27 protein-coding genes are annotated in these 26,719 nt (G+C 68.4%); 12 read left to right on the top strand and 15 right to left on the bottom strand.

Annotation, left to right across the window (positions count from 1 at the left end; translation table 11 throughout):
- Nucleotides 1-190: 190 nt before the first annotated feature.
- From rbfA to rimP, 6 genes are all read right to left on the bottom strand, one after another.
- Nucleotides 191-577 carry a 30S ribosome-binding factor RbfA gene (rbfA, locus tag DM480_RS02590; RefSeq protein WP_198665881.1) on the bottom strand — a complete coding sequence of 129 codons (387 nt, stop codon included), beginning with the start codon at nucleotides 575-577 and terminating at the stop codon, nucleotides 191-193.
- A gap of 150 nt (nucleotides 578-727) precedes the next feature.
- Nucleotides 728-3,547 (bottom strand): translation initiation factor IF-2, encoded by a 2,820-nt coding sequence (gene infB / locus DM480_RS02585; RefSeq protein ID WP_115377418.1) that lies wholly within the window; start codon nucleotides 3,545-3,547, stop codon nucleotides 728-730.
- Nucleotides 3,544-4,251 (bottom strand): DUF448 domain-containing protein, encoded by a 708-nt coding sequence (locus DM480_RS02580; RefSeq protein WP_115377417.1) that lies wholly within the window; start codon nucleotides 4,249-4,251, stop codon nucleotides 3,544-3,546. The genes infB and DM480_RS02580 overlap by 4 nt, the downstream gene beginning before the upstream one ends.
- Nucleotides 4,252-4,413: 162 nt before the next feature.
- On the bottom strand, nucleotides 4,414-4,650 hold the full coding sequence (locus tag DM480_RS02575) for a tautomerase family protein (RefSeq protein WP_115377416.1): 237 nt from the start codon (nucleotides 4,648-4,650) through the stop codon (nucleotides 4,414-4,416).
- Nucleotides 4,650-6,269, bottom strand: a complete 1,620-nt coding sequence (gene nusA, locus DM480_RS02570; protein WP_115377415.1) for a transcription termination factor NusA — start codon at nucleotides 6,267-6,269, stop codon at nucleotides 4,650-4,652. The genes DM480_RS02575 and nusA overlap by 1 nt, the downstream gene beginning before the upstream one ends.
- 1 nt (nucleotide 6,270) lies before the next feature.
- Nucleotides 6,271-6,867, bottom strand: a complete 597-nt coding sequence (rimP, locus tag DM480_RS02565; protein WP_115377414.1) for a ribosome maturation protein RimP — start codon at nucleotides 6,865-6,867, stop codon at nucleotides 6,271-6,273.
- Nucleotides 6,868-7,104: 237 nt separating this feature from the next.
- On the opposite strand from rimP, the gene DM480_RS02560 reads away from it, so the two are divergent.
- Complete coding sequence (locus tag DM480_RS02560; RefSeq protein ID WP_115377413.1) at nucleotides 7,105-8,358, top strand: PQQ-dependent sugar dehydrogenase; 1,254 nt, start codon at nucleotides 7,105-7,107, stop codon at nucleotides 8,356-8,358.
- Between the two features lie 65 nt (nucleotides 8,359-8,423).
- Here DM480_RS02560 and DM480_RS02555 read toward each other — a convergent pair whose 3' ends face one another.
- Nucleotides 8,424-8,807 (bottom strand): PaaI family thioesterase, encoded by a 384-nt coding sequence (locus DM480_RS02555; protein ID WP_115377412.1) that lies wholly within the window; start codon nucleotides 8,805-8,807, stop codon nucleotides 8,424-8,426.
- Complete coding sequence (locus tag DM480_RS02550) at nucleotides 8,804-9,229, bottom strand: PaaI family thioesterase (RefSeq protein WP_115377411.1); 426 nt, start codon at nucleotides 9,227-9,229, stop codon at nucleotides 8,804-8,806. Before DM480_RS02550 ends, DM480_RS02555 begins: the two co-directional genes overlap by 4 nt.
- A gap of 160 nt (nucleotides 9,230-9,389) precedes the next feature.
- On the opposite strand from DM480_RS02550, the gene DM480_RS02545 reads away from it, so the two are divergent.
- Complete coding sequence (locus DM480_RS02545) at nucleotides 9,390-10,172, top strand: crotonase/enoyl-CoA hydratase family protein (protein ID WP_115377410.1); 783 nt, start codon at nucleotides 9,390-9,392, stop codon at nucleotides 10,170-10,172.
- Between the two features lie 52 nt (nucleotides 10,173-10,224).
- On the opposite strand, the gene DM480_RS02540 is transcribed toward DM480_RS02545, so the two are convergent.
- Together DM480_RS02540 and DM480_RS02535 are read right to left on the bottom strand one after the other, a co-directional pair.
- Complete coding sequence (locus tag DM480_RS02540; RefSeq protein WP_115377409.1) at nucleotides 10,225-10,491, bottom strand: hypothetical protein; 267 nt, start codon at nucleotides 10,489-10,491, stop codon at nucleotides 10,225-10,227.
- A gap of 56 nt (nucleotides 10,492-10,547) precedes the next feature.
- Nucleotides 10,548-11,936, bottom strand: a complete 1,389-nt coding sequence (locus DM480_RS02535) for a DEAD/DEAH box helicase (RefSeq protein ID WP_115377408.1) — start codon at nucleotides 11,934-11,936, stop codon at nucleotides 10,548-10,550.
- A gap of 349 nt (nucleotides 11,937-12,285) precedes the next feature.
- Between DM480_RS02535 and DM480_RS02530 the strand changes: the two genes are divergently transcribed.
- The 6 genes from DM480_RS02530 (at nucleotide 12,286) to DM480_RS02505 (ending at nucleotide 19,231) form a co-directional block, all read left to right on the top strand.
- On the top strand, nucleotides 12,286-12,573 hold the full coding sequence (locus DM480_RS02530; RefSeq protein ID WP_115377407.1) for a hypothetical protein: 288 nt from the start codon (nucleotides 12,286-12,288) through the stop codon (nucleotides 12,571-12,573).
- Complete coding sequence (locus DM480_RS02525) at nucleotides 12,570-14,153, top strand: methyl-accepting chemotaxis protein (protein ID WP_115377406.1); 1,584 nt, start codon at nucleotides 12,570-12,572, stop codon at nucleotides 14,151-14,153. Before DM480_RS02530 ends, DM480_RS02525 begins: the two co-directional genes overlap by 4 nt.
- 94 nt (nucleotides 14,154-14,247) lie before the next feature.
- Nucleotides 14,248-15,249, top strand: coding sequence for a fumarylacetoacetate hydrolase family protein (locus tag DM480_RS02520; RefSeq protein ID WP_115377405.1), 1,002 nt, complete (start codon nucleotides 14,248-14,250; stop codon nucleotides 15,247-15,249).
- A 147-nt stretch (nucleotides 15,250-15,396) separates the two neighbouring features.
- Nucleotides 15,397-16,683: a 3-methyl-2-oxobutanoate dehydrogenase (2-methylpropanoyl-transferring) subunit alpha gene (locus DM480_RS02515; protein WP_115377404.1), complete on the top strand. Its 1,287-nt coding sequence runs from the start codon at nucleotides 15,397-15,399 to the stop codon at nucleotides 16,681-16,683.
- 172 nt (nucleotides 16,684-16,855) lie between these two features.
- A complete protein-coding gene (locus DM480_RS02510; RefSeq protein WP_115380706.1) occupies nucleotides 16,856-17,863 on the top strand; it encodes an alpha-ketoacid dehydrogenase subunit beta in 1,008 nt (335 codons plus the stop codon).
- A 3-nt stretch (nucleotides 17,864-17,866) separates the two neighbouring features.
- Nucleotides 17,867-19,231, top strand: coding sequence for a dihydrolipoamide acetyltransferase family protein (locus tag DM480_RS02505; protein WP_115377403.1), 1,365 nt, complete (start codon nucleotides 17,867-17,869; stop codon nucleotides 19,229-19,231).
- Between the two features lie 22 nt (nucleotides 19,232-19,253).
- On the opposite strand, the gene DM480_RS02500 is transcribed toward DM480_RS02505, so the two are convergent.
- Nucleotides 19,254-19,646, bottom strand: coding sequence for a hypothetical protein (locus DM480_RS02500; protein WP_115377402.1), 393 nt, complete (start codon nucleotides 19,644-19,646; stop codon nucleotides 19,254-19,256).
- A gap of 165 nt (nucleotides 19,647-19,811) precedes the next feature.
- On the opposite strand from DM480_RS02500, the gene DM480_RS02495 reads away from it, so the two are divergent.
- The gene (locus tag DM480_RS02495) at nucleotides 19,812-20,585 is read left to right on the top strand and encodes an enoyl-CoA hydratase/isomerase family protein (RefSeq protein ID WP_115377401.1); all 774 of its coding nucleotides are present in this window, start codon (nucleotides 19,812-19,814) and stop codon (nucleotides 20,583-20,585) included.
- Between the two features lie 4 nt (nucleotides 20,586-20,589).
- Here DM480_RS02495 and gorA read toward each other — a convergent pair whose 3' ends face one another.
- Genes gorA through pgi form a run of 4 tightly spaced genes read right to left on the bottom strand, consistent with a single transcriptional unit; the run spans nucleotide 20,590 to nucleotide 24,099 of the window.
- Entirely contained in the window at nucleotides 20,590-21,939 is a 1,350-nt protein-coding gene (gene gorA / locus DM480_RS02490; RefSeq protein ID WP_115377400.1) for a glutathione-disulfide reductase, read from the bottom strand.
- A gap of 5 nt (nucleotides 21,940-21,944) precedes the next feature.
- Nucleotides 21,945-22,355, bottom strand: coding sequence for a type II toxin-antitoxin system VapC family toxin (gene vapC / locus DM480_RS02485; protein WP_115377399.1), 411 nt, complete (start codon nucleotides 22,353-22,355; stop codon nucleotides 21,945-21,947).
- Entirely contained in the window at nucleotides 22,352-22,564 is a 213-nt protein-coding gene (locus tag DM480_RS02480) for a type II toxin-antitoxin system VapB family antitoxin (RefSeq protein ID WP_115377398.1), read from the bottom strand. Before DM480_RS02480 ends, vapC begins: the two co-directional genes overlap by 4 nt.
- Nucleotides 22,565-22,608: 44 nt before the next feature.
- Nucleotides 22,609-24,099, bottom strand: coding sequence for a glucose-6-phosphate isomerase (pgi, locus tag DM480_RS02475; RefSeq protein ID WP_115377397.1), 1,491 nt, complete (start codon nucleotides 24,097-24,099; stop codon nucleotides 22,609-22,611).
- A 139-nt stretch (nucleotides 24,100-24,238) separates the two neighbouring features.
- Here pgi and lepB point away from each other — a divergent pair, with 139 nt between their 5' ends.
- The 3 genes from lepB to era all read left to right on the top strand — a co-directional run bounded on the left by lepB (nucleotide 24,239) and on the right by era (nucleotide 26,719).
- Nucleotides 24,239-25,075 (top strand): signal peptidase I, encoded by an 837-nt coding sequence (gene lepB / locus DM480_RS02470; RefSeq protein WP_115377396.1) that lies wholly within the window; start codon nucleotides 24,239-24,241, stop codon nucleotides 25,073-25,075.
- Entirely contained in the window at nucleotides 25,024-25,740 is a 717-nt protein-coding gene (rnc, locus tag DM480_RS02465; protein ID WP_115377395.1) for a ribonuclease III, read from the top strand. The genes lepB and rnc overlap by 52 nt, the downstream gene beginning before the upstream one ends.
- A gap of 79 nt (nucleotides 25,741-25,819) precedes the next feature.
- Complete coding sequence (gene era, locus DM480_RS02460) at nucleotides 25,820-26,719, top strand: GTPase Era (protein ID WP_115377394.1); 900 nt, start codon at nucleotides 25,820-25,822, stop codon at nucleotides 26,717-26,719.

Genomic DNA, 26,719 nt, shown 5'->3' with positions numbered 1-26,719 from the left:
CGGGCGTCATTGCCCAAACGACCAACCGGTCGTCCACAAACTCAAGCTCGGCGACGTCGCCATCCTCCGTGGACACTTCCAGCGTCAGTACCCCCCCGGACTGGTAGCTCCAATTCGTCACACCAAGGCTCGATCCAGACCGTCAGCGCTGCATCTGTCGCGTTGCTGACGAGGATCGCCATCTTACAGGTCAATCCTCGCCCAGATCGCGCGCTACCTCCGGCTTGCGCAGGATCGCGTCGATGTGGCTGCCTTCGTCGAAGCTTTCGTCCGCCAGGAACTTGAGCTTCGCGGCGTATTTGTTCTGCACGCGGTGCGCGACCTCGCGCTGGAGATAGGCGGTGTTGGTGCGCAGCGCTTTCAGCACCGCCTCCTCGTCCTTGCCGAGCAGCGGCTTCACGAACACGGTCGCGTGGCGCAGGTCGGGGGACATGCGCACCTCGGTGATGCTGACCATGTGCTTCGCCAGCGTCTCGTCGTGCACGTCGCCGCGCTGGAGGATTTCGGACAGGACGTGGCGCACCTGTTCGCCGACGCGCAGGGTGCGGACCGATTTTTCCTGGGGGTCTTTGTTCATGATGGGTCCAAGCCCCTCTCCCGCCGGGAGAGGGAGGGGTCCGCCCGGCGTCAGCCGGGTGGGAGGGTGAGGGTGGAAGCACCGGCGGCCCTCACCCTTCCGCCGGCTTCGCCGGCTCCCTCCCTCTCCCGGACGGGAGAGGGATAAAGGTTACAGCGTGCGTTCGCGCAGCTCGACCTCGAACGTCTCCAGGAAATCGCCGGAGCGGATATCGATGAAGTTGTTCGAGAAGGTGACGCCGCATTCCAGGCCAGCGCGCACTTCCGGCACGTCGTCCTTGAACCGCCGCAGGCTCGCGATCTCGCCGACGTAGACGATGACGTCGTTGCGCGTGATGCGCGCCTTGAGCGCCTTGCGGATCGCGCCTTCGACGACCAGCAGACCGGCAGCCTTACCATGCTTGCCCGCCGAGAAGACCTCGCGGATTTCCGCACGGCCGACCACGGTCTCGAACGCTTCCGGCCCGAGCTCGCCCGCCATGCCGGCGCGGATCTCGTCGATCAGGTCGTAGATGACGTCGTAGTACTTCAACGCGACCTTGTGCCGGTCGGCGATCTGGCGCGCATTGGCGTTGGCACGGACGTTGAAGCCGATGATCGGCGCGCCCGAGGCCGCGCCGACGTTGACGTCGCTTTCCGTAATGCCGCCAACGCCCGAATGCAGGATGCGCACGCGGATGTCGTCGGTCGACAGCTTGTTGAGCGAGGCGACGATCGCCTCGACCGTCCCTTGCGTGTCGGCCTTGACGACGACCGGATATTCGATCGCCTGATTGGCCTTCAGCGCGGAGAACATGCTCTCCAGGCTCGCCGGCGCCGCCGTCGTGCGCTTCTGTGTCAGCACGCCCTGGCGGTATTCGGCGACCTCGCGGGCACGCGCCTCGCTCTCGACGACCTGAAGCGGATCGCCCGCCGACGGCACGCCGGAAATACCGAGGATCTCGACCGGCATCGACGGATCGGCGCTCTTGATCTGACGACCCTTGTCGTCGATCAGCGCGCGCACCTTGCCGCTTTCCGCGCCGACGACGAAGACGTCGCCGACCTTCAGCGTGCCGCGGGTGACGAGCACCGTCGCGACGGGGCCGCGGCCCTTGTCCAGCTTCGCTTCGACCACGGTGCCTTCGGCGGCGCGGTCGGGGTTCGCCTTCAGCTCGAGGATTTCGGCCTGCAGCTGGATCTTTTCGATCAGCTCGTCGAGACCCGTCTTCTTGAGCGCGGAGACCTCGACCTCCTGGACGTCGCCGCCCATGCTCTCGACCACCACCTCATGCTCGAGCAGACGCTCGCGCACGCGCTGCGGATTCGCCTCGTACTTGTCGATCTTGTTGATCGCGACGATCATCGGCTTGCCGGCCGCCTTGGTGTGGTTGATCGCCTCGATCGTCTGCGGCATCAGCCCGTCGTCGGCGGCGACCACCAGCACGACGATGTCGGTGACGTCGGCGCCGCGCGCGCGCATGGCGGTGAACGCCTCGTGGCCCGGCGTGTCGAGGAAAGTGACCTTCGACTTGTCCTTCAGCGTGACCTGATAGGCGCCGATATGCTGCGTGATGCCGCCGGCCTCGCCGCGCACCACGTCGGTACCGCGCAGCGCGTCGAGCAGGCTGGTCTTGCCGTGGTCGACGTGGCCCATGATGGTGACGACCGGGGGACGCGGCTTCAGGCTTTCGACCGCATCCTCGGTGGTGTCGACGGCAAGGTCGATGTCCGAATCGGAGACGCGCACGATGTTGTGGCCGAATTCGGTCACGAGCAGTTCGGCGGTATCCTGGTCGATCGTCGCGTTGAGCGTGACGGGCATGCCCATCTTGAACAGCGCCTTGACCAGGTCCGCACCCTTTTCCGCCATGCGGTTCGCCAGCTCGGCGACGGTGATCGCCTCGGGCACCTGCACGTCGCGGACCTGCTTCACCTGCGCCTCGCGCGGGCCGCCGAACGCGCGCTTTTCCTTCTCGCGCGCACGCTTCAGCGCGGCGAGGCTGCGCGCCCGCGCGCTGCCGTCCTCGTTGAGCGCGCGGTTGACGGTCAGCTTGCCGCCACGGCGCTCGTCCCCCTTGCGGTCGCGCTGCTGCGGACGGCTGGGCGGGGCGTTGCGCGGCGTCGCCTGACCGGACGGCAGCGGACGATTGGGGGCCGCGGAAGTGGACGAAGTGGACGCCTGGGTCGGCGCGGGCGCGGGGGCCGGCGCGGGCTTGGGCTGCGGCTTCGGGATTTCCGGGCGCGCGACCGGCGAGAAGCGGCGCGGCGCGGGCAGCGACGGATCGCGGCCCAGCTCGACCGACAGCGTCGCGGGCGCGGCCGCGGGTGCCTCGGCGACCGGGGCAGGGGCCGGCGTCGGTGCAGCTTCGACCGGCGCGGGTGCGGGCGTCGCTTCCGGCTGGGGGGCAGGTTCCGCGGCGGGTTCCGGCGCGGGCCGCTCGACCGGGCGGAAGCCACGGCCGGCCGGCGTCGGCACCGATACCGACGGCGTCGTGGCGGCGGAGGCCGAAAGCTCCGCTACCGGGGCGGGCGCCTCCGGCTCGGGCTGCGGCGCGGGTTCCGGCGCGGCGGGGGGGGCGGCGGCCGCGGCACGCTCGGCGGCGCGGGCGCGCTCTTCCTCGGCGGCACGCGCGCGCTCGCTTTCCTCACGGCGACGCGCGTCTTCGAGCGCGTGCATCCGCTGGTCTTCCGCCTCGCGCAGCATGCGCGCCTGGCGCTCCTGCGGCGTCTCGCCCGCGGGGGCGGGGCGGGGGGCCGGACGCGGTGCGGCCGTCTCGACTGCGGGGGCGGGCGCGGCGACCGGCGTCGGCTCGGCGGCGGGCGCTTCGCCCGGACGGCCGAGCACACGGCGACGCTTCGTCTCCACGATCACGGTGTTCGAGCGGCCGTGGCTGAAGCTTTGCTTCACCTGGCCGGTCTCGACCGTGCGCTTCAGCCCCAGAGGCGCGCGCATGCCAAGCTTCGGCTTCTCGTTGTCGGTCTCGCTCACTCAGATTCCTCATTCACGTCTACGGCCGGCAGCGCCCCGGTAAAGCCGGAGGGCGATGAACCTCGCGAGGCCGTTTCGCAAGGCGCAGGGGCAGATTCAGACTCGATAAAATGCAGCCAGCGGTCGAGCGCATCGCTCACCCGCGCGGCGGCAGCGCGGTCGGTCAGGCCGATGTGTACCACATTCTCGCGGCCAAGCGCCAACGACAATATGGGGCGGGGCACCGGCAGTGCCAACCCCTTGAGGTCGGACCCTTCGCGATCGGAGCCGACGCGCCACGCCTGGGCCAGCTTGCGCCGCCCGTCGTCGCTGGCATCGGCGGCATGATAGAGCGCGTGGAGCTGGCCGGATCGCGCCGCGGTTTCGATCCGTTCCGACCCGGTCAGCAGCGTGCCGCTGCGCGATTCGAGGCCGAGGCGATCGAGCGCATTGCGTTCCAGCGCATCGGCGATTCGCTGCGGCAGATCGTCGGGGATGACCAGTTCGGCCCCTTTGAACGCACGCAGCAACGCACCGCGCAGGCGCTTCTTCGCGATCGCCTCTTCCAGCTCGGCGCGCGTGACGCCGATCCACGCGCCGCGGCCCGGAGCCTTGGCACGGACATCGGGTAGCACCTGGCCATCGGGCGCGAGCGCGAGCCGCACGAGATGATCGCGCGCGTCGCGTTCCTGGCTGAGGATGCACTTGCGGACGGGATCGCTCATGCGCGCGCCTCCCTTCCATACAGGTCGTCATCCCCGTGGAGGCGGGGATCCAGAGACGCAACGGGCATGGCACGAGCCGCGCGGTCAGCCAGTCTGGATTCCCGCCTGCGCGGGAATGACGAGGGGAGGGCGCGGGTGCCGCCCTGCTGTACCGTCAGCGCCTCATTGCGAGGGAACCGCATGCGCGTCCTCCCTCGATGGAGCCTTGGGCGCGTCGCGGTCGGCGAGCAATTTCCCGCCGGCCGCGTAATTTTCGGTCGAAACCTCCTCGATTACGATCTGGACCGCGGCGGGGTTCTTGCCGAGGCGCGCGACGAGGCTCGCCGTCACGTCCGCGACGACCCCTGCCTTCTGCTCCCGGGTCGCGGAGCCGGCCAACCGGATCGAGACGAAGGGCATCAGGCTTCCTCACCCTCCGACACGTCCGCATCGATGGCCGCAGGCGCTTCGTCCGCGAACCAATGCTGGCGCGCGGCCATGATGATCTCGTTGCCCTGTTCGTCGGACAGGCCATATTCGCTGAGGATGCCGCCCTTCGGCTCCGGCCGCTTCGGCGCGTCCTCGTTGCGGCGGCGCGGCTCGACACGCTTCTTCTCGACCAGTTCGTCGGTGGCGAGATCGGCGAGATCGTCGAGCGTCTTGATCCCCGCCTTGCCCAGCGTGACCAGCATTGCCTCGGTCAGATACGGCATGTCGGCGAGCGCGTCCTCGACGCCGAGCGCACGACGCTCTTCGCGTGCCGCGGCTTCGCGACGCTCCAGCGCTTCCTGCGCACGGCTCTGCAGCTCCTGCGCGAGGTCTTCGTCGAAGCCCTCGATCGCGGCGAGCTCGTCGAGCTCGACATAGGCGACCTCTTCGAGCGCGCCGAAGCCTTCGGCGACCAGCAGCTGCGCCAGCGTCTCGTCGACGTCCAGTTCGTTCTGGAACATCTCGGAATTCTGCACGAACTCCTTCTGGCGCTTCTCGCTGGCATCGGCCTCGGTCAGGATGTCGATCGCCTTGCCGGTCAGTTGGCTGGCGAGGCGGACGTTCTGGCCACGGCGACCGATCGCGAGGGAAAGCTGGTCGTCGGGCACGACCACCTCGATCCGGTCCTCTTCCTCGTCGATCACGACGCGGCTGACGGACGCAGGCTGCAGCGCGTTGACAACGAATGTGGCCGTATCGGGCGACCAGGGGATGATGTCGATCTTCTCGCCCTGCATTTCCTGCACGACGGCCTGGACGCGGCTGCCCTTCATGCCGACGCAGGCGCCGACGGGGTCGATCGACGAATCGCGGCTGATGACGCCGATCTTGGCGCGGCTGCCCGGATCACGCGCGGCGGCCTGGATGGTGATGATGCCGTCGTAGATTTCGGGCACTTCCTGCGCGAACAGCTTCTTCATGAAATCGGGGTGCGCGCGGCTGAGGAAGATCTGCGGGCCCCGGTTTTCGCGGCGGACGTTGAGGATCAGCGAGCGGATACGGTCGTTGACGCGCACGACTTCGCGCGGAATCTGCTGGTCGCGGCGGATGACACCTTCGGCGCGACCGAGGTCGACGACGATGTGGCCGAACTCGACGCGCTTGACGACGCCGGTGATGATCTCGCCCTGGCGATCCTTGAATTCTTCATACTGGCGGTCGCGCTCGGCATCGCGGACCTTCTGGAAAATGATCTGCTTCGACGCCTGCGCCTGGATGCGGCCGAATTCGATCGGGGGCAGCGGATCGACGATATAGTCGCCGACAGCCGCGCCCTTCTGCAGCTTCTGCGCCTGCGCGACGTCGACCTGCTTGAAGAAGTCGTCGACCGCCTCGACCACCTCGACGACGCGCCACAGGCGCAGGTCGCCGGTCTGCGGATCGAGCTTGGCGCGAATGTCGTTCTCGATGCCGTAGCGGGTCTTGGCCGCGCGCTGGATCGCTTCTTCCAGCGCCTCGATGACGATCGCCTTGTCGATCATCTTCTCCGACGCAACCGAATTAGCGATCGCGATCAGTTCCGCGCGGTTGGCGGTGGCAACACTGGCCATCTTAAGCGTGTCCTTCCTTGAGGGCATCATTGTCGTTGGTGTCGGCGGCGTCCGTGTCGTCGGACGCCTCCTCGAATTCGTCCGCGCCGTCCGTGGAAAGCGGCGCGGTGGCGGCGATCAGCCGGTCGGTGATCGTCAGCTTGGCGTCGGCGATCTGCGCAAGCGCGACGGTCATCGGGCGATAGCCGCGCACGTCGATCGTCACGTTCTCGCCCTCGATGCCGACGAGGTCGCCGGTCAGGATCTTGCGGTTGTCGATCTTCTCGGCGAGCGTCAGCTTCGCCTCGTGCCCTGCCCAGTTGGCGTAATCCTGCGGGCGGGTGAGCGGGCGGTCGATGCCAGGCGAGGAGACTTCGAGGCGATAGGCGTCCGGGATCGGATCGCGGCCTTCGGCCTCCAGCGCGTCGAGCTTGTCCGAGATGCGGCGCGACAGGTCGGCGCAATCGTCGATCGTCAGCTGGCCGGTCGCGGGCCGTTCCGCCATCACCTGCAACGTCGGGTCGGACTTGCCGCCGAACATCTTCACCCGCACGAGGTCGAAGCCGAGCGCCTTCGCTTCGGGCTCGATCAGCTGGGTGAGAAGGGCGATATCGACCATGAGGACCTTGGTTGGGCGGGGGGGGGGGTGGACATGGGGGTTGGACGTGTAACGGATGTGCGCTGTCCGCGCCGCGGAGGGAGCCCCGCAGCCTCTTTCACCTGACGATGTAAGAGAAGACATGCGCCATATACGCCGACCCGCCCTCCGGCGCAAGCCGGCAACGCCCCTCGGGCTTTGGCCGGCAACTCATGCGTGCGCGGGCAGTTATTCTCTGGTCCTGTCGGAGACCCGCGAATGACCCGTGCCAGCCTGCTCGCCCTGCTGATGATCGGCACCGCCTGTTCCGCCCAGCCGCGGCAGGCCGCGCCTGCCGCGATGCAGGGGCCGCAGGGGCCGCAGCCCGCCGGGTCCAACGATCCGGTGCCGGCGAATGCGCCGCGCGATCCGTCGATCCGCAACGTCCCCGCGACGACCGGGCGCGCGAACCTGCCCAAGACGCCGCCGCCGTTCGCGGTCGCTGAGATCGGCCGTTTCGACGCGCCGTTCGCGATGGCTTTCCTTCCCGGCAGCGGCGATTTGCTGGTCACCGAAAAGGTCGGCCGGCTGATGCTGCGGCTCGCCGATGGCCGAACCTTTCCCGCCAGCGGCGTTCCGGTCGTCGCGCAAGGGGGGCAGGGGGGCTTGCTCGACGTCGCGATCGCGCCGGACTTCGCGACCAGCCACGCCATCTACCTGTCCTACGCCGAGCCGCGCCCGAATGGCGGCAGCAGCCTGGCGCTCGCCCGCGGCATCCTGCACACCGCGGGCGACCGCGCCGCGCCGTCGCTCACTGACGTCGCCGTGATCTGGCGCGCGGGTTCGGACGGCCCTGGCGGCCAATATGGCGCGACGATCGCCTTTGCGCCCGACGGCAAGTCGTTGTTCCTGACTTCGGGCGAGCGGCAGCGATTCTCGCCCGCGCAGGATCCGGAACAGGCGCTCGGCAAGATCCTGCGCCTGACGCTCGACGGCAAGGCGTGGCCCGGCAATCCCGCTTATGCCAAAGGTGGCGTGCGGGCGATGACCTGGAGCAGCGGCCACCGCAATCCCTATGGCCTCGTCTTCACCGATGATGGCCGTTTGTGGGAAGAGGAGATGGGCCCGAAGGGGGGCGACGAGCTCAACCTGATCGAGCCGGGACGCAATTACGGCTGGCCGGTGGTGTCGAACGGCGACAATTATTCGGGCCAGCCGATCCCCGATCACCCCAGCCGTCCCGATTTCGCGGCGCCGGTTCTGTGGTGGAATCCGTCGATCTCGCCGGGCGGGATGATCGCTTATTCGGGGGCGATGTTCCCGCAATACCGGGGGTCGCTGTTCATCGCCGCGCTGTCCGACAAGTCGCTGATCCGCGTTGCGCTGGACGGCGCGAGGGCGACGGCGAAGGACCAGTGGGACATGGGCACGCGCATCCGCGACGTCGCGCAGGCGCCGGACGGCGCGCTCTGGCTGCTGGAGGATGGCGGCAAGGGATCGGGTGGACGGTTGCTGCGGTTGACGGCCAGGTAAACAGCCCACGTAATGATGAAAACGGCCCTCCGTGTTCCTGCATACGCAGGAGCGCACCGGAACGGTCAGTCGCGCACGATCAGGAAGTTCATCTGCGCGCGCGCGATCGGCTTGTCGCGATCGTCCTGCCACGCCAGCGCGTCGACATTGGCGATACGCGTGCCGAGCCGGGTAACGATGCCTTCCGCGCGGGTCGGCTTGTCGCGGCCGCCGCGCATATAGTCGACCGTGACGCCGATCGGCTTGATCCGGCCGCCGCCGTCCGCCTCAAGCGCGTGACGCAGCGCGGCGATCGCCGCGATCTCCAGCAGCCCCGCGATCGCGCCGCCGTGCAGGAAGCCGGGGCGGCCGAGCACGTCGTCGCCGAACGGCATGACGACGAGCGGGGCGGCGGCGCCCCGCGGCTCCAGCGTCACGCCGAGCAGTCGCGCATAGGGCGGCAGGCTCATGACCAGCTGTCCATCAGCATGAACGTGCCCGCGACCTGCGCGAGCGGGTCGCCGATGTCCGCGTCGTAGGCGACGCCGCGGACGAACGCCACCGAGCGCGTCAGCTTCACGCATTCGCCGCGGCCGATCACCGTGCGGCCGGGTGTCGCGGGGCGCAGATAGTCGACGCGCAGGTCCAGCGTCGCCTGCGGCACGAACCGGCCCAGCCTGACCCAGACCGCAAGGCTGGTCGCGGTGTCCATCATCGTCACGATCGGCCCCGATGCGATAACGCCGGTCGCCGGATCGCCGATCAGATCGTCGGCATAGGGCAGCGCCAGCGCCACCCAGTCGTCGCCGCTGTCGTGATAGGCCATGCCCAGCCGGCCGATATGCCCGCCGAAGCCGCGCGCGGTGAACCGCTTGATGTCGAACCCGCTCATTCGCGCCCGTTCTACACGGCGCGGTCCGTGGCGCAATGCGGGGACGGGCAGGGATTTCCCCCCTGTCGTTCAGGCTGCGCTTGTCGAAGCCGTGTTCTTCCCTGCAAAGGAAAGGGCAGCCCTTCGACAAGCTCAGGGCGAACGGAAAAGGGAGGAACACATGTCCGAGCGCGTAACCGTGACCATCGCGGATCATGTCGCCGACGTCCGCCTGGCGCGGCCGGACAAGATGAACGCGCTCGACCCGGCGATGTTCGCCGCGCTCGCCGCGACGATCGACGACCTGAAGGCGCGTACCGACGTGCGCTGCGTCGTGCTGTCGGGCGATGGGCGTGCGTTCTGCGCGGGGCTCGACATGGCGGCGATGGCGAGCGGCGGATCGGGCATCGACCTCGACACGCGTACGCACGGCATCGCCAATCTGGCGCAATATGTCGCCTGGGGCTGGCGCGAGTTGCCGATGCCGGTGATCGCCGCGCTGCACGGCGTCGCGCTGGGCGGCGGCCTGCAGATCGCGAGCGGCGCGGACGTGCGGCTGGCGCATCCGGCGACGCGGCTGTCGATCCGCGAATTGCATTGGGGGATCGTGCCCGACATGGGCGGCATCGCGCTGTGGCGGACGCTGGCGCGCGACGACGTGCTGCGCGAGCTGACCTATACCGCGCGCGAATTCGATGCGGCGGAGGCGGCTGGCTTCGGATTGGTGACGCGGCTCAGCGAGGACCCGCTGGGCGAGGCGATGGCGCTGGCGCGCGATATCGCAGGCCGGAATCCGCACGCGATCCGCGGGGCGAAGCGGTTGTACAATGTGGCGGCGGACACGGATGCGGCCGGCGCGCTGCGCGCGGAAAGCGACGAGCAGCTGAAGGTGATCCGCACGCCCAACCAGATCGAGCAGGTGATGGCGAACATGCAAAAGCGTGCGGCGATGTTCGTTGACTGACGCCGCGATTGTCCCCCGGCTCCAAGGCCGAGGTGACGGATTGAACGGCGCGCTACAGCACCACCGTTTCCGGCTTCGATTCCTCGATCGCGGCGAGCACCATGCGCTCCCACACCGCAGGATCGCCGGCGGCGGCCATCGCCCGGTCGGGTTCGCGCAGCGTGCGTAGCACCGCGCGGGCATCGCCCAGATAGTCGCGCCACGCCGCGTCTACCGCGTGCGCGGCGGATTCGGCGTCGCCGTTGGCGTTCGCGCTGATCCGCTGGCCGGCGAGCACGCGGGCGATGCGTTCGGCGACGGGGGTGGTCGATATGTCCATGGCCTCTCTCCTCGCGGCGTCAATGCACGAGGAGGGAGGCCGGGTCCGTCATCCGATCAGCGGGCCGCGCCCGCGCCGGCGCCGCCGCCGCGCCCCTGACCGCCGCGCCCGCGACCGCCACGGCCGCCGCCACCGCCGCTGCCGCCGCGTCCCTGCCGGTTGCGGCTGCTGGCGTTGGCATAGTCACGCGTCGAGGTCGGCGCATGCGTCGCGCGCGGCTTGGGCAGCTGGCGCTGGCGGGGCAGGTCGGCGCGCGGTGCGGGGTCCGCGCCGATCGCCTTGACGCGCGCGGCCTTGATCTCGTTGGCGAGGCCGGTGAAATTGTCGGGCAGCGGGCGCACCGTCACCTTCTGGCGCGTGATCTTCTCAATGTCCTTCAGATACGGTCGCTCGTCATCGGCGCAGAAGGCGATGGCGATGCCGCTGTTGCCCGCGCGCGCGGTGCGCCCGATGCGGTGGACATATTGTTCGGCGACGTTTGGCAGTTCGAAGTTGACGACGTGGCTGACGCCGGAAACGTCGATACCGCGCGCCGCGATGTCGGTGGCGACCAGCACCTTGGTCTTGCCGTCCTTGAACTCGCCGAGTGCCCGCTCGCGCTGGCCCTGGCTCTTGTTGCCATGGATCGCATTGGCCGCGATGCCGTTGCCGGCGAGCAGCTTCACGACGCGGTCCGCGCCATGCTTGGTGCGGGTGAAGACGAGCGCGCGGTCGATCGCAGGATCGCGCAGCACGAGCGTCAGCAGCGCCTGCTTCTCCGTCTGGTTGACGAAGGTGACATACTGGTCGACGCGCTCCGCGGTGGTCGACTCCGGTACGACCGACACCGTCTTGGGATCGGTGAGGAACTGGTTGGCAAGGTCGCGGATCGCGGTCGGCATCGTCGCCGAGAAGAACAGGGTCTGGCGCTTGCGCGGGATCATCCGCACGATCTTCTTGAGCGCGTGGATGAAGCCCAGGTCCATCATCTGGTCGGCTTCGTCGAGCACCAGGATCTCGATCATCGACAGGTTGCACATGCCCTGCTCCACCAGGTCGATCAGGCGGCCCGGCGTCGCGACGAGGATGTCGACGCCGCGCGACAGGTCCTGGCGGTTCTTGTTGATGCTGGTGCCGCCGAACACGGTGGCGACGGTCAGTTTGCTGAACTGGCCATAGCCCCGCGCGTTGTCGGCGATCTGGCTGGCAAGCTCGCGCGTCGGCGCGAGGACGAGCATGCGCACGTGCGTCGGCAGCACGCGCTTGTTGGCGGCGACGAGGCGCTGGATCGACGGCAGCACGAAAGCCGCGGTCTTGCCGGTGCCGGTCTGCGCGATGCCGAGCAGGTCGTGGCCCTCGAGCAGGATCGGGATCGATTGCGCCTGGATGGGGGTGGGGGTGGCGTAGCCCTTGGCTTCGAGCGCGCGGACGAGCGGCTCGGCAAGGCCGAGAGTGGCGAAAGACATGAAAATACCCTCAAAAACAACGGGCCGTGCCCGTGATCGCCGCATGGGCGCACGGGTGGCGGGGGAAAACTGACACCCCGCGTGAATAGGGAAGCCCTGAACGGATCGACCGAGGCGGAGCCGGGGGCTTGTCGCCCCGTTCACGCTGCATGACGCCTCGATGCGGCGCCATGTGTACGCCGCCGGACGAAATGTCAAGATCGCGCCGCCGCGCGGCGGACCTCGGGCGGACGTCGCAGGCGGTTATGAACGAAAACGGTTCGGTTTTCGCCTCGTTAACCGCATTATAACACGGCCGCGTCATGCAGTACCGATGGAGCGGACATCGAACAGGCGACGGGGCGGGGCCATGGTCATCGTGCAGATCGCGTGCGTGGTCGCGATCATGGCGCTGCTTGCGATCGCGCCGCGGTCGGACGGGGCGCTGCTGCTGGTGCCGATCGGGCCGGCCGGTGAGATGGCGCGCGTCGCCGTCGCGCATGGCGCCACGCTGCTGGGCCCGGGGCCCGGATCGACGCTGATCGTGCGTGGCCGCTGGGCCGTACTGCAGATGGCGCTGCTGGAGCAGGGCGGCATCGTCATCGGCGCGCCGTCCGCCTGGTGCGGAGCAAAGACGGCGCGCGGAGAAAAGGCATGACGATCGAAAGCCTCGATGCGCTGCGCAGGCGGGGCGTGCGCGCTATTGTCGCGGCGTCCTGGCTATCGGTACCGGTGCTCGCGCTGGTCGGCCATGGCGCGGGCAGCCCGCACACCAGCGTGACGGTCGCGCTGGCGGCGGCGACGATGGCGCTGCCGACGTGGCTGGCGGTGAAGCAGCGTTTCGACGTCGGCGCGCGGCTTGCGGTGGGCAGCCTCGCCGCCATCCTGCCGGCCCTGTTCGTCTTCCTGCTGTCGGGCGCGCGCTGGCAGATGGACGCGCACATGTATTTCTTTACCGCCCTCGCCGCGCTGACGGTGCTGTGCGACTGGCGGCCGCTCGCGCTCGCCGGGGCGCTGATCGCGGTCCACCACTTGATGCTCGACCTGATCCTGCCGGCCTGGGTGTTCGAGGACGGGCAGGGCGGCATCGCGCGGGTGCTGTTCCACGGCGCTGCGGTCGGGTTGCAATGCGTCGCCCTGTCCTATGTGACGCTGCACCTGCGCAGCCTGATCGCGCGCCAGGACATCGCCCGGCGCGACAGCGACGCGATGGCGGCCGTGGCCGAATCGGAACGCGAGATCGCCCGCGTCGAGCGCGAACGCGCCGTCGTCGCACTGGAGGCGGCCCGCGTCGCCGAAGCGCAGGCTGCCGTCGACCGCGAAGCGCGCCGCCTTGCCGAGGCGCGCAGCGAGAAGGCGCGGCGCGCCCAGCTCGTCAACCTTGCGGCCCAGTTCGAGGCGCGCGTCGTCGAAGTGGCGGTGGCGATCGAGGCGGCCTCTTCGCAGCTCGAAGGATCGGCGACGACGCTGAACGGTCTTGCCGGCGACGCCGGGCGCCAGGCGAGCGAGGCGGCATCGGGCGCGTCACAGGCATCGGACGCGGTCCGCTTCGTCGCGCAGGCGGTCGATCAGCTCACCGGCGCGATCACCAGCGTCGCACACAGCGCGGAAGCGCAGAGCCGTCTGACCGCGGCGGCGCGCAGCAGCACGCGTAACGGCGATGCGACGGTCCACGCGCTGGCGCGCCGTGCGGCCGACATCGGCGGCTTCATCGGCGAGATCAACAGTATCGCGGGCCAGACCAACCTGCTCGCGCTCAACGCGACGATCGAGGCGGCGCGCGCGGGCGATGCGGGGCGCGGTTTCGCGGTGGTCGCGAGCGAGGTCAAGCAGCTGGCCGGCGCGACCGGGCGCGCGACCGACAAGATCGCCGGCCTCGTCGCCAGCGTTCAGGAGGGCGTGGATGCCGCCGCCACCGACCTCGAGCTCGCCTCCTCGGCCGTCACGGAGGTGGCGGAGGCCGCGGACGACATCCGTACCGCCGTCGCGGCACAGGGCAGCGCGGCGCAGCGGATCGCGCAGAGCGTGCATGAGGCGCGCGCGGGGGCACATCTGATCGCCGAGCGGATCAGCCATGTGGCGCAGGCGGTCAATGCGGCCGGAGACCTTTCGAGCGAGGTCCGCGACGCGGCCACCCAACTCGCCGACCTCGCCCGTCGCCTGCGCCTTTCAACATTGGGCTTCGTCGAGCATCTGCGCGGTGCGCAGGGCAGCCTGGACGACGTCGCCGCCGCGTGAACCCGCCGCGATACGGTAACCGCTGATACTTTTTTCGGTGTCTTCGGCTCGGCCTGCGTCTTATGAGGGTGGGCAAACCATAAGAGGATCGCGCATGAAACTGGCCAGCCTGAAGCACGGTCGCGACGGCAAGCTCGTCGTCGTCTCCAACGATCTCGCCTGGTGCGCGGATGCGGGGCATATCGTGCCGACGCTGCAGGGCGCGCTGGACGACTGGGACCGGTTGCTTCCCGATCTCCAGAACCTTGCCACCGATCTCGAGCACGAGACGATCCCGCGGCTGCGCTTTCACGAGCACGATGCCGCCGCGCCGTTGCCGCGCGCCTATCAATGGGCCGATGGCTCCGCCTATGTGAACCATGTCGCGCTGGTGCGGCAGGCGCGGGGCGCGGAGATGCCGGAAAGCTTCTGGCACGATCCGCTGATGTACCAGGGCGGCAGCGACGGCTTTCTGGGGCCGCGCGACGCCATTCCGCTCGCGGACGAGAGCTGGGGCTGCGACCTCGAGGCGGAGGTTGTCGTCGTCACCGGCGACGTGCCGCTCGGCGCGAGCCGTGACGAGGCGCTCGCCGCGATCCGGCTCGTCGGTTTGACCAACGACGTCAGCTTGCGCAACCTCATCCCCGGCGAACTCGCCAAGGGCTTCGGCTTCTTCCAGTCGAAGCCGGCCAGCGCCTTTTCCCCCGTCTTCGTCACGCCCGATGCGCTGGGCGACTGGTGGCGGGACGGCAAGCTGCACCGCAAGCTGATGGTCGACGTGAACGGTCAGCCGTTCGGCCGCGCCGAGGCGGGCGAGGACATGACGTTCGACTTCGGCACGCTCGTCGCGCATGCGGCGAAGACGCGCCGGCTGGGCGCGGGCACGATCGTCGGGTCGGGCACGGTCAGCAACCGCGGGCCGGATGGCGGGCCGGGCAAGGCGATCGGCGAGGGCGGCGTCGGCTATTCCTGCCTCGCCGAGCTGCGCACGGTCGAGACGATCGCGGGCGGCAAGCCGGTGACGCCGTTCCTCAAGAAAGGCGACACGATACGCATCTGGGCCGAGGACGACCGCCATCATCCGATCTTCGGCGTGATCGAGCAGACCGTCGCGTGAAGGCCCGAACCGCCGGGCCGGGCGACCGGCCTGGCGCATGGTGCGCCGCAACAGTTGGAAAGTCTCTTGAAATTAAGTTACGCATCGGCAAGAGGCGGAACCGTCATGCCGGGGTGATGATTCTCCCGGCACAACGAGGAGAGAGACGTGGCGGGCGAGCATAATCGCGCCAATCTGCAGCCGCTGTCCCTGCACGTGCCGGAGCCCAAGTTCCGGCCGGGGGACACGGTGGATTTCGCGGCGGTCGACGTTCCCCCCGCGGGTGCGCAGCGGCGTCCCGACACCGCGGAAGAGGCGCGTGCCTTCACCGATCTCGCCTATACGCTGGTGCGCGTCCTCGACGAGGAGGGGCGCGCGGTCGGCCCCTGGGACCCGAAGCTTTCGCCCGACGCGCTGCGCCGCATGCTGCGCAACATGGTGCGCCTTCGCGCCTTCGACGAGCGAATGTTCCGCGCGCAGCGGCAGGGCAAGACCAGTTTCTACATGAAGGCGACGGGCGAGGAGGCGGTGGCGGTCGCCGCCGCGCAGGCGCTCGACCGTGACGACATGTGCTTCCCCTCGTACCGCCAGCAGGGCCTGCTCATCGCGCGCGACTATCCGATGGTCGACATGATGAACCAGATCTACTCGAACCGCGGCGACAAGCTTGGCGGCAAGCAGCTGCCGATCATGTATTCGGCCAAGGACTACGGCTTCTTCTCGATCTCCGGTAATCTCACCACGCAATATCCGCAGGCCGTCGGCTGGGCGATGGCGTCGGCGGCGAAGGGCGACACGCGCATCGCCGCGGTCTGGTGCGGCGAGGGGTCGACGGCGGAGGGCGACTTCCATTCTGCCTGCACCTTCGCCGCGGTCTATCGCGCGCCGGTGATCTTCAACGTCGTCAACAACCAATGGGCGATTTCGAGCTTCTCCGGCTTCGCGGGCGCGGAGGCGACCACCTTCGCCGCGCGCGCGATCGGATACGGCATCGCTGGCCTGCGCGTCGACGGCAACGACGCGCTCGCGGTCTATGCGGCGACGCAATGGGCGGCGGAGCGCGCGCGCACCAACCAGGGCGCGACGCTGATCGAGCATTTCACCTATCGCGCGGAAGGCCATTCCACGTCCGACGATCCGTCGCAATATCGCAGCGCGGGCGAGGCGACCGCCTGGCCGCTGGGCGATCCCGTCCAGCGGCTGAAGCAGCATCTGATCGTCATCGGCGAATGGGACGAGGAGCGTCACGCCGCGCAGGACCGCGAGATCGCCGAAGACGTGCGCGCGACGCAGAAGGAGGCCGAGAAGAACGGCATCCTCGGCCATGGCCTGCACCAGCCGCTCGATAGCCTGTTCGACGGCGTGTTCGAGGAGATGCCCTGGCACCTCAAGGAACAGCGCCAGCAGATGCTGGACGAGGAAGCGGCGAGCGGACGCCCATGGGCGCGCAAGTGATGTCTCGGTTCGTCATTCCCGCGCAGGCGGGAATCCAGAGCCGCCACGCCAGCGTTTCCATCGACCACCTGCGCGTCTGGATCCCCGCCTGCGCGGGGATGACGAGGATTGTGGAATGACCGACATCGCGACCCACATCGAAGCGGAAGGCGAAGCCCCCGCCACCACCCGCATGAACATGATCCAGGCGATCAACTCCGCGCTCGACGTCGCGATGGCGCGCGATGCGGATGTGATGGTGATGGGCGAGGACGTCGGCTATTTCGGCGGCGTGTTCCGCGCGACGGCGGGCCTGCAGGCGAAATACGGCAAGACGCGCGTGTTCGACACCCCGATCACCGAGATCGGCATCATCGGCGTCGCGATCGGCATGGGTGCCTATGGCTTGCGCCCCGTCCCCGAAATCCAGTTCGCCGATTACATCTATCCCGCGCTCGACCAGCTCGTCTCGGAAGCGGCCCGGCTGCGCTATCGCTCGGCGGGCGACTTCACCGCGCCGATCACGGTGCGCTCGCCCTATGGCGGCGGCATCTTCGGCGGCCAGACGCATTCGCAGTCGCCCGAGGGCATCTTCACGCACGTGTCGGGCATCAAGACGGTGATCCCGGCAACGCCCTATGACGCCAAGGGCCTGCTGATCGCCGCGATCGAGGACAATGACCCCGTCCTCTTCCTCGAGCCAAAGCGCATCTACAACGGTCCGTTCAACGGCCATTGGGACAAGCCGGCCGAGAATTGGTCGAAGCATCCCGGCGGCGAGGTGCCGACCGGCCATTACACCGTGCCGCTCGGCAAGGCGGCGATCGTCCGTCCCGGCGAGGCGCTGACCATTCTGTGCTATGGCACGATGGTCCACGTCTGCGACCGCGTCGTCACCGACACCGGCGTGGACGCGGAGATCATCGACCTGCGCACGCTCGTCCCGCTCGACATCGAGACGATCGAGGCGTCGGTGAAGAAGACCGGCCGCTGCATGATCGTGCACGAGGCGACGCGCACCTCCGGCTTCGGCGCCGAACTGTCCGCGCTGGTGCAGGAACGCTGCTTCTATCATCTGGAGGCGCCGATCGAGCGCGTCACCGGGTTCGACACGCCCTATCCCCACAGCCTCGAATGGGCCTATTTCCCCGGCCCCGTCCGCATCGGCGAGGCGCTCAAGAAGATCATGAAGGACGCCTGACGCATGGCCCGCTTCTCCTTCCGCCTGCCCGACATCGGTGAAGGTATCGCCGAGGCCGAAATCGTCGCCTGGCACGTCGCCGTCGGCGATCGTGTCGAGGAGGACCAGAACCTCGCCGACATGATGACCGACAAGGCGACCGTCGAGATGGAAAGCCCCGTCGCGGGCACCGTCGTCGAACTGGCCGGCGAGGTCGGCGATCAGGTCGCGATCGGTTCGACGTTGGTGGTCATCGAGACCGAGGGGGAAGGGGAGGGCGAGGCCGACGCCGTCGCCGCCCCGCCGACGCCCGCGCAGGCCGAGACGGCCGAGCAATATGAGGCGGAGAATCCCGGGTTGGGAGAGGCGGTGGCAGACGCGCCCGCCGCAGTGCCCACTCCACCCACCGTTCGTGCTGAGCCTGTCGAAGCACGGGCCGATAGCGCGACGCTTGCCGCACGTCCTTCGACGAGCTCAGGACGAACGGGGGAGGAGCACAAGGATGCCGTGGTCCTCGCCTCGCCGGCGGTCCGGGCGCGGGCGCGCGATCTGGGCGTCGAGCTTTCCCAGATCCGCGTCGGCGAGGGCGAGCGGGTCCGGCATGCTGATCTCGACGCCTTCCTGCGCTACGGCAGCGGGCAGGGATATCAGGCGCCGCACTCCACCCGCGCGCGGCCCGACGAAGCGGTGCGCGTCATCGGCATGCGCCGCCGCATCGCCGAGAACATGGCCGCGGCGAAGCGCAATATTCCGCATTTCACCTACGTCGACGAGATCGACGTCACCGCACTGGAGGCGATGCGCGCCGACCTCAACGACAATCGCGGTGCGCGGCCGAAGCTGACGCTGCTGCCGCTGCTGATCGTCGCCATCTGTCGCACCCTGCCCGACTTCCCGATGCTCAACGCACGCTACGACGATGAAGCGGGCGTGGTGACGCGGTCGGGGCGCGTGCACATCGGCATGGCGACGCAGACCGACGCGGGGTTGACTGTCCCCGTCATCCGCGACGCGCAGGACCGCAACGTCTGGCAGCTCGCGACCGAGATCGCGCGCCTCGCCGATGCCGCGCGCGCAAGCAAGCTGAAGCCCGAGGAACTGGGCAACGGCACGATCACCGTGACCAGCCTCGGCCCGCTCGGCGGCATCGCGACGACGCCGGTCATCAACAGGCCGGAGGTCGCGATCATCGGTCCGAACAAGATCGTCGAGCGCCCCGTCTTCATCGGCCCCAAGGTGCCGGGTGGAGGCGACGAGATCCGCCGCGCGAAGCTGATGAACCTGTCGATCAGCTGCGACCATCGCGTCGTCGACGGCTGGGACGCGGCAAGCTACGTCCAGGCGCTGAAGAAGCTGCTGGAGACGCCCGTCCTGTTGTTCGCCGACTGAGCGATCGGCCGGCCCCGGCGCCTCAGCGGCGGATCAGCGTCATCGGCGTCGGGCGCTGCTCCGCCTGCGCGCGCGCGATCTTGCGTTCGATCTGATCGAGCATCGCGCGCCAGCTGCGTTCCTCCGCCGGGCTGAGCCGGCCCTGCTGGCGCAGGCCGACCGAGAGGCCGTAGGCGACGCGCTGCACGTCCTGGCGCAGGAAGGTGGTGCGTCCCGAAGGCAGCCCCGCCGCCTCGAGACGGTCGATCGCGTCGCACAAAAGGGTCATGCGCCGTTCGATCGATTCGCGCTGCCGTTCACCGACCGCCCGCTGTGCCGCGCTGGGATGCAGCGTCAGGCCGAAGTCGGCGGCGGCGGGCAGGGGCAGTCCGGCAACGGCGATCGGCAGGATGGCGAAACGGCGCGACAGGGACATCGTGGTTCAGAGGCTCCGGCGGGATCGGTGGCCGCCGCCTAGCAACGAGCCGTTAACAGGGCCGAAACGGACAAACCGAAATGGCGGAAACCGCGCTGTTTCGCTTGCGCCGCGCATCGGTGTGTCGGGCTGGGCGGGCGGGCATGCGCGCGGTAGAGTATCGGCATGACATCCTCTCTCCACATCGCGCGCGATGGCCATGTCGCGATCCTCACCTTTGCTCGTCCGGCGCACAATCACGCCGACCTTGCGCTGATCGAAGCGATCGGCGCCGCGTTCGACGCGGCGGACGCGGACAACGATGTCCGCGCGGTCGTGCTGCAATCGGAGGGGCGCATATTCTGCGCGGGCGCGGATCTCGCCAACGCCAATCCGGTCGCCGACCCGCAGCCCGCCGGAGCGCGCAATCCCTTCTACGTCGCCGCGGCGCGGCTGTTCGCGGTGCGCAAGCCCGTCGTCGCCGCGGTGCAGGGATCGGCGGTCGGTGCGGGCCTGGGCCTCGCCCTCGCCGCCGATTTCCGCGTCGCGGCGCCGGAGGCGCGCTTCGTCGCCAATTTCGTGCAGCTGGGGTTGCATCCCGGCTTCGGCATCTCCGCGGTGTTGGAGCGCGTCGTCGGCCGCCAGCGTGCGAGCTTGATGCTACTCACCGGCCGCCGGATCAAGGCGGCGGAGGCGGCAGACTGGGGCCTCGTCGACCAGATCGTGCCGCAGGAGGAATTGCGCGCCGCCGCGCTCGCGCTGGCGCAGGAGATTGCGGCGGGCGCGCCGCTCGCCGTCCAGTCGACGCGCGCGACGATTCGCGGCGACCTGTTCGATCTCGTCCAGCGGCAGACCGACCACGAACTCGCCGAGCAGGCGTGGTTGCAACGCACGCAGGATTTCGCCGAGGGCGTGCGCGCGGTGAACGAGCGCCGCCCCGGCCGCTACATCGGCGCCTGACGCATCAGCGCATCAGGACGAGTTCCTCCGCCATCGTCGGGTGCAGCGCGACGGTGGCGTCGAACTGCGCCTTGGTCAGCCCGGCCTTCACCGCCACGGCGGCGGCCTGCAGGATTTCGGGCACGTCGGGGCCGATCATGTGCAGGCCGACGATCCGCCCCGTCTCGCCGTCGCACACCATCTTGTACAGCGCGCGCTCGTTGCGCCCCGCGAGCACGTTCTTCATCGGCCGGAAGTCGGACGAATAGACCGCGACCGATCCGAGCTTCTGCTTCGCTTCGCTCTCCGTCATGCCGACGCCGGCGAGCGGCGGGTGGCTGAACACCGCGCTGGGGATGCAGCCGTAATCGACCGTCGTCGGCTTGTTGCCATAAAAGGTGTCGGCGAAGGCCTGCCCCTCGCGGATCGCGACGGGAGTCAGCTGGACGCGGTTGGTGACGTCGCCGATCGCGAAGATGCTCTCGCACGACGACCGGTTCTGCTCGTCGACCAGAATCGCCCCCTTGTCGTCCACCTCGACGCCTGCCGTTTCCAGTCCCAGCCCTTGCGTGTTGGGCAGGCGGCCGGTCGCGAACATCACCATGTCGACGGTGACAGGCTCGTGGTTCGACATCTTGACGGTCAGACAGCCGTCCTCGCCCTTGTCGATCCCCTCGAACGCGGCATCGAAGCGGAATTCGAGCCCCTTCATCATGCTGATTTGCAACAGCCGGTCGCGGATCGACAGATCGTAGCCGCGCAATATGTCCTGCGTCCGGTTCATGATGATGACGTGCGCACCGAACTGGTGGAAGACGCCGGCGAATTCGTTGGCGATGTAGCCCGCGCCGGCGATCAGCACGCGCTTGGGGATGGCGTCGAGGTGAAACGCCTCGTTGCTGGTGATGCCGTGCTCGTGACCGGGGCAGGACGGCACCGCTGGGTGCGCGCCGACCGCGACGAGGATGCGCGCCGCGGTCTTTTCCGTCCCGTCGGCGAGGCGGACGCTGTTCGGGCCCGTGACGACGGCGCGCTGCGGGATGATCTCGACGCCGTTGTTCTCCAGCGTCTGCTTGTAGGCGCCGTTGATCCGGTCGACCTCGGCCAGCACATTGTCGCGCAGCCGTTTCCAGTCGAACGCACAGGGCTGCGGCACGTCCCAGCCGAATTGCGCCGCGTCGCGCAGGTCCTCCGCGAAATGCGCGCCGTAGACGAGCAGTTTCTTGGGCACGCAGCCGCGGATGACGCAGGTGCCGCCGACGCGATATTCCTCCGCCACCGCGACCTTCGCGCCATGCGCCGAGGCGACGCGACTGGCGCGCGTGCCGCCGGAGCCCGCCCCGATGACGAAGAGGTCGTAGTCGTACTGAGGCATTGGGATCACTCCAAGGGCAGCGCGAGCGCCGGTCGCAGTCCGAGGTGACGGACGAACGGGTCGAAATCGCGGTCGCTATATAACAGGGGAAGGCCATCGAGGATGCAGCGCGTCGCGATCAGCGTGTCGATCGTCTTGCGGATCGTGATACCGAGGCCGCGCAGATGACGGTAGTTGCGGGCGGCTTCGATGGCAACGCGATGGTCGCTGATCTGCACCCGGTCGAATTCAGCCATCTGCGCGTAGGCCGTGCTGAAAGCGCGGCCATCGCGCGTGCCTTGCAGCACCTCGACCAGCATCAGGTCGCCGACGCCGATCTCGAGTTCGGCGACGATCAGGGACTCAAGAACCTTCGTCTGGATCGTCGTCCGCCTCGCGAGCTTGTCGATCCAGACGCTGCTGTCCACGAGGATCATTCGGGCTCGGGCAGGTATTTGCTCGTCCGCATATCGTCGAGATCGCCTTCCCAGCCAAGGCCCTCGAGCGCTTTCAATGCGGCGAGCTGTCGGCGCGCCTTGATCGATCGCCGGAGCGACTCGATCACGGTGTCACGCTTGGTTGTCGTGCCGAGTGCCTCCATGGCCTCCGCCATCAGGGCGTCGTCAATGTCGATGTTCGTCCGCATGTGTATGGCTCCGCAGAGCCATACACATAGCGTTCGGGCGTCGATCAATCCAGACCGGCGCGGCGGATCAGGTCTTCGGTCGACGGGTCGAACTCTTGCCCGCCCTTGTCCGCCGCCTTGGCCATTTCCTTGCCCAGCTCGACGCCAAACTGGTCGAAGCTGTTGATGCCGAGCAGCACGCCGTTCACGAATACGCGGTGCTCGTAGAAGGCGATCAGCGCGCCGAGCGTGCGCGGGTCGAGGACGTCGAGCAGCAACGTCGAGGAGGGCCGGTCGCCGGTATAGGAGCGTGCCGGATCGTCGACCTGCTTGCCCTTCATCAATGCCGCACCCTGCGCGAAGGCGTTGAGCAGCAATTGGCGGTGATGGTCCTCCGCCAGCGTGTCGCCGGGCTCGATCACCGCGATGAACTCGACGGGGACGAGGTGCGTACCCTGGTGGAGCAGCTGGAACACCGCATGCTGCGCGTCGGTGCCGACGCCGCCCCAGGTGATCGCCGCGGTCGGCCGGCCGACGGGCTGGCCGTCCACCGTCACGCCCTTGCCGTTCGATTCCATTTCCAACTGCTGGAGATAGCTCGGCAGCAGCCGCAGCCGCTCGTCATAGGCGAAGGGCGCGCGCGTCTCGGCGTGGCGGACCTGCGTGTAATAGAGGTCGGCGAAGGCGGCGATCGCGGGTGCATTCTGGTGCAGCGCGGTCAGGCGGAAATGCCGGTCCATCTCCGCCGCACCTTCGAGCAATTCCTCGAACGCAGCCCAGCCGAGCGCGATGGCCGCCGGAAAGCCGATCGACGACCAGAGCGAATAGCGCCCGCCGACGCCTTCGCTGAACGGCAGGATGCGCGTTTCGTCGACGCCCCATTCGATCGCCTTTTCCGGGCTGGCGGTGAGCGCGATGACCTTTCCGTACGGGTCCTCGACGCCATGCTCCTGCATCCACTGCAGCGCCGACGTGGCGTTGAGCATCGTCTCGGTGGTGGTGAACGTCTTCGACGCGACGACGAGCAGGGTCGCGGCGGGATCGAAGTCCTTGATCGCATCCTCCAGCGCGACGCCGTCGACGTTGGAGACGATCGCGACGTCGTAGCGCTTCTCCTCACGCCCCAGCGCGTCGACGAGCAGGTCGGGGCCGAGCGCCGAACCGCCGATGCCGACGTGCAGCACGTGGCGGACGTCGCCCAGCGCGCCCGCCTCGATGGCGTCGATCAATGCGCGCATCCGCTCGTGCAGCTGACGCGCCCGCGCGACGCTCTCCGCCTTGCCCTCACCGCGTTCGGCGGTGTGTTCGACGGGGCGATCCTCGGTCACGTTGACATGTTCGCCGCCGAACAGCGCGTCGCGCTTGGCGGCGAGGCCCTTGGCGTTGGCGAGCGCGACGAACGCGTCGATCGCCTCGCGCGTCAGGTGCGTCTTAGACCAGTCGAAATGGATGCCGGCGACGTCGAGGCTGAGCGTCGCCAGACGCTCCGGATCGGCGTCGAACAGCTCGGTGAGCTTATGGGCGGGGAGGGACTCGATGGCAGACCAGTCGCTCATGGGCATCATCCTGTAGGGGGAAGGAATATGACGATCGTTTCCGTAGCGGGCCAAGGTAAGACCGCAAGTGCATCGTATGCAGCCGCCACGATGCGCAAGGCGACTACTCAGGACGCATGAGGCTCGCTAAGGCTCCGTCATGGCCACGACGACAGCGAAGCCAAAGGCTTCAGAAACCGCCGACACGATCCGCTTCCTGCTCAAGCTCGCGCTCGCGGTGCTGATCCTCAGAAGCTTCGTGTTCGCGCCCTTCTCGATTCCCTCGGAATCGATGCTGCCCCGGCTGCTGATCGGCGACTATCTGTTCGTCACCAAGTGGAATTACGGCTATTCGCGCTGGTCGCTGCCCGGCGGCGTGCCGTTGATTCCGGGCCGGATATTCGCGCACACGCCCGCGCGCGGCGACGTCGTCGTCTTCCGCTCGCCCAGTGCGGTGCCGGGCGATACTGATCCCGAACATGCCGACCACGACGTCATCAAGCGCGTCATCGGCCTGCCCGGCGACACGATCCAGGTGACGCACGGACAGGTCATCCTGAACGGCAAGCCGATCCCCAAGCAGCGTGTCGCCGACTTCGTGTTGCCGCTCTCGCTCAATTTCGATGCGCAGAAATGCGGCGCGCCCTTCCTCGACACGGATGCGCAGGGGCAGCCGATCTGCCGTTATCCACAGTTCCGCGAGACGCTGCCGAACGGGCGCACGTACATGGTGCTCGACCAGGCGGAACTGCCCGACCGCGACGACACCGCGCTCTACACGGTGCCCGCCGGCGACGTCTTTCTGATGGGCGACAACCGCGACGATAGCGCGGACAGCCGTTTCCCCTATCCCGCGGGCATGGGCTATATCCCGATGGAGCGGATCGAGGGCAAGGCCGTGGTGACCTTCGCGTCGAACAACGGCGCCGCGTCGCTGCTGAGGCCATGGACGTGGCTGTCCGGCTGGCGCTGGGGACGGACGGGAGAGGGCTTCTGAACGCCGATCTCAAGACCTGGGTCACGACGACGTTCGGTCGCGAGCCCGGCGACCTTGCCCCCTATGCCCGAGCGCTGACGCATGGCAGCCAGGCGGCGGAGAATTACGAGCGGCTGGAGTTCCTGGGCGATCGCGTGCTCGGCCTCGTCATGGCGGAATGGCTGTGGGAGCTGTTTCCGAACGAGCCCGAGGGGCTGTTGTCGAAACGGCTCAACGCGCTCGTCACCGGCCATGTCTGTGCCGAGGTCGCGCGCAGCCTGGGCGTGCGCGCGCATCTCAGGCTCGGCAAGCAGGCGCGCGACGACGGTGCGTCCGACAGCGACAATATCCTGGGCGACGTGATGGAGGCGCTGATCGGCGCTTATTATTGCGAAACCGGGCTGGACGGCGCGCGCGCCTTCATCCGCAAGGCCTGGGCGGACCGGCTGCACCGCACCGACAAGGCGCCGCAGCATCCCAAGTCGGCGTTGCAGGAATGGGCCGCGGCGAACAACCGCAAGCCGCCAGAATATGCGATCCTCGACCGCTCCGGCCCGCACCACGCGCCGCGCTTCACCATACAGGTCCGGATCGGCCGCCAGCTGGAAGCGAGCGCCACCGGCACCAGCAAGCAGGACGCCGAAACCGCCGCCGCCAAGGCGATGCTGGAAAAGGTGCGGGGCTAAGGGGCCTCGAACCCGTCCCGGGGAATGGGACGGCCGCGGCCCATCGCAATCTTTGGGATTCGGCGATAACAGGCACCCCATGACCCAAACCCAACATTGCGGCCTCGTTGCGGTCGTCGGCGCGCCGAACGCCGGCAAGTCGACGCTGGTCAATGCGCTCGTCGGCCAGAAAGTCGCGATCGTCAGTCCCAAGGCGCAGACGACGCGCACCAAATTGCTCGGCGTCGCGATCCAGGATGCGGCGCAGATCCTGCTCGTCGACACGCCCGGTATCTTCGAACCGCAGCGCCGGCTGGATCGCGCGATGGTCGCCGCCGCGTGGGGCGGGACGGAGGGCGCGGACATGATCGCGCTCGTCGTCGACGGTAAGGGCGGGATCGGCCCCAAGGTCGAGGGCATCGTCGCCGCGCTGAAGGATCGGCCGGAACCCAAGATACTCGTCCTCAACAAGGTCGACGTCGCCGACAAGCCGAAGCTGCTGCTCCATGCCGAGAAGCTCAACGCGATGATGACCTTCGCCGATACCTGGTTCGTCTCCGCGCAGACCGGCGATGGCCTCGCCGAACTCAAGAACGCGCTCGCCGCCGCGATGCCCGAGGGCCCCTGGCACTATCCCGAGGATCAGGTGTCCGACGCCAGCGAGCGCGCGCTCGCCAGCGAGGTGACGCGCGAGCAATTGTACCTGCAGCTGCACGCCGAACTGCCCTATGCCAGCGCGGTCGAAACGGAGAAGTACAGCGAGCGCCCCGACGGATCGGTGGAAATCCACCAGCAGATTCTCGTCGAGCGCCCGACGCAGCGCGCGATCGTGCTGGGCAAGGGGGGCGCGCGCATCCGCGAGATCGGCGCACGCGCGCGGACCGAACTCGCCGCGATCATGGGCTGCCCCGTCCACCTCTACCTGCACGTCAAGGTGAAGGAGGGGTGGGACGAGGACCGCGCCGTCTATCGCGACATGGGACTCGACTGGGTCGACTGA

This window comes from Sphingomonas sp. FARSPH (assembly GCF_003355005.1).
In the GTDB taxonomy this organism is placed as follows: Bacteria; Pseudomonadota; Alphaproteobacteria; order Sphingomonadales; family Sphingomonadaceae; genus Sphingomonas.
The sequence above is the reverse complement of the archived record's forward strand: the minus strand, read 5'-3'. Positions and strand labels throughout refer to the sequence as shown.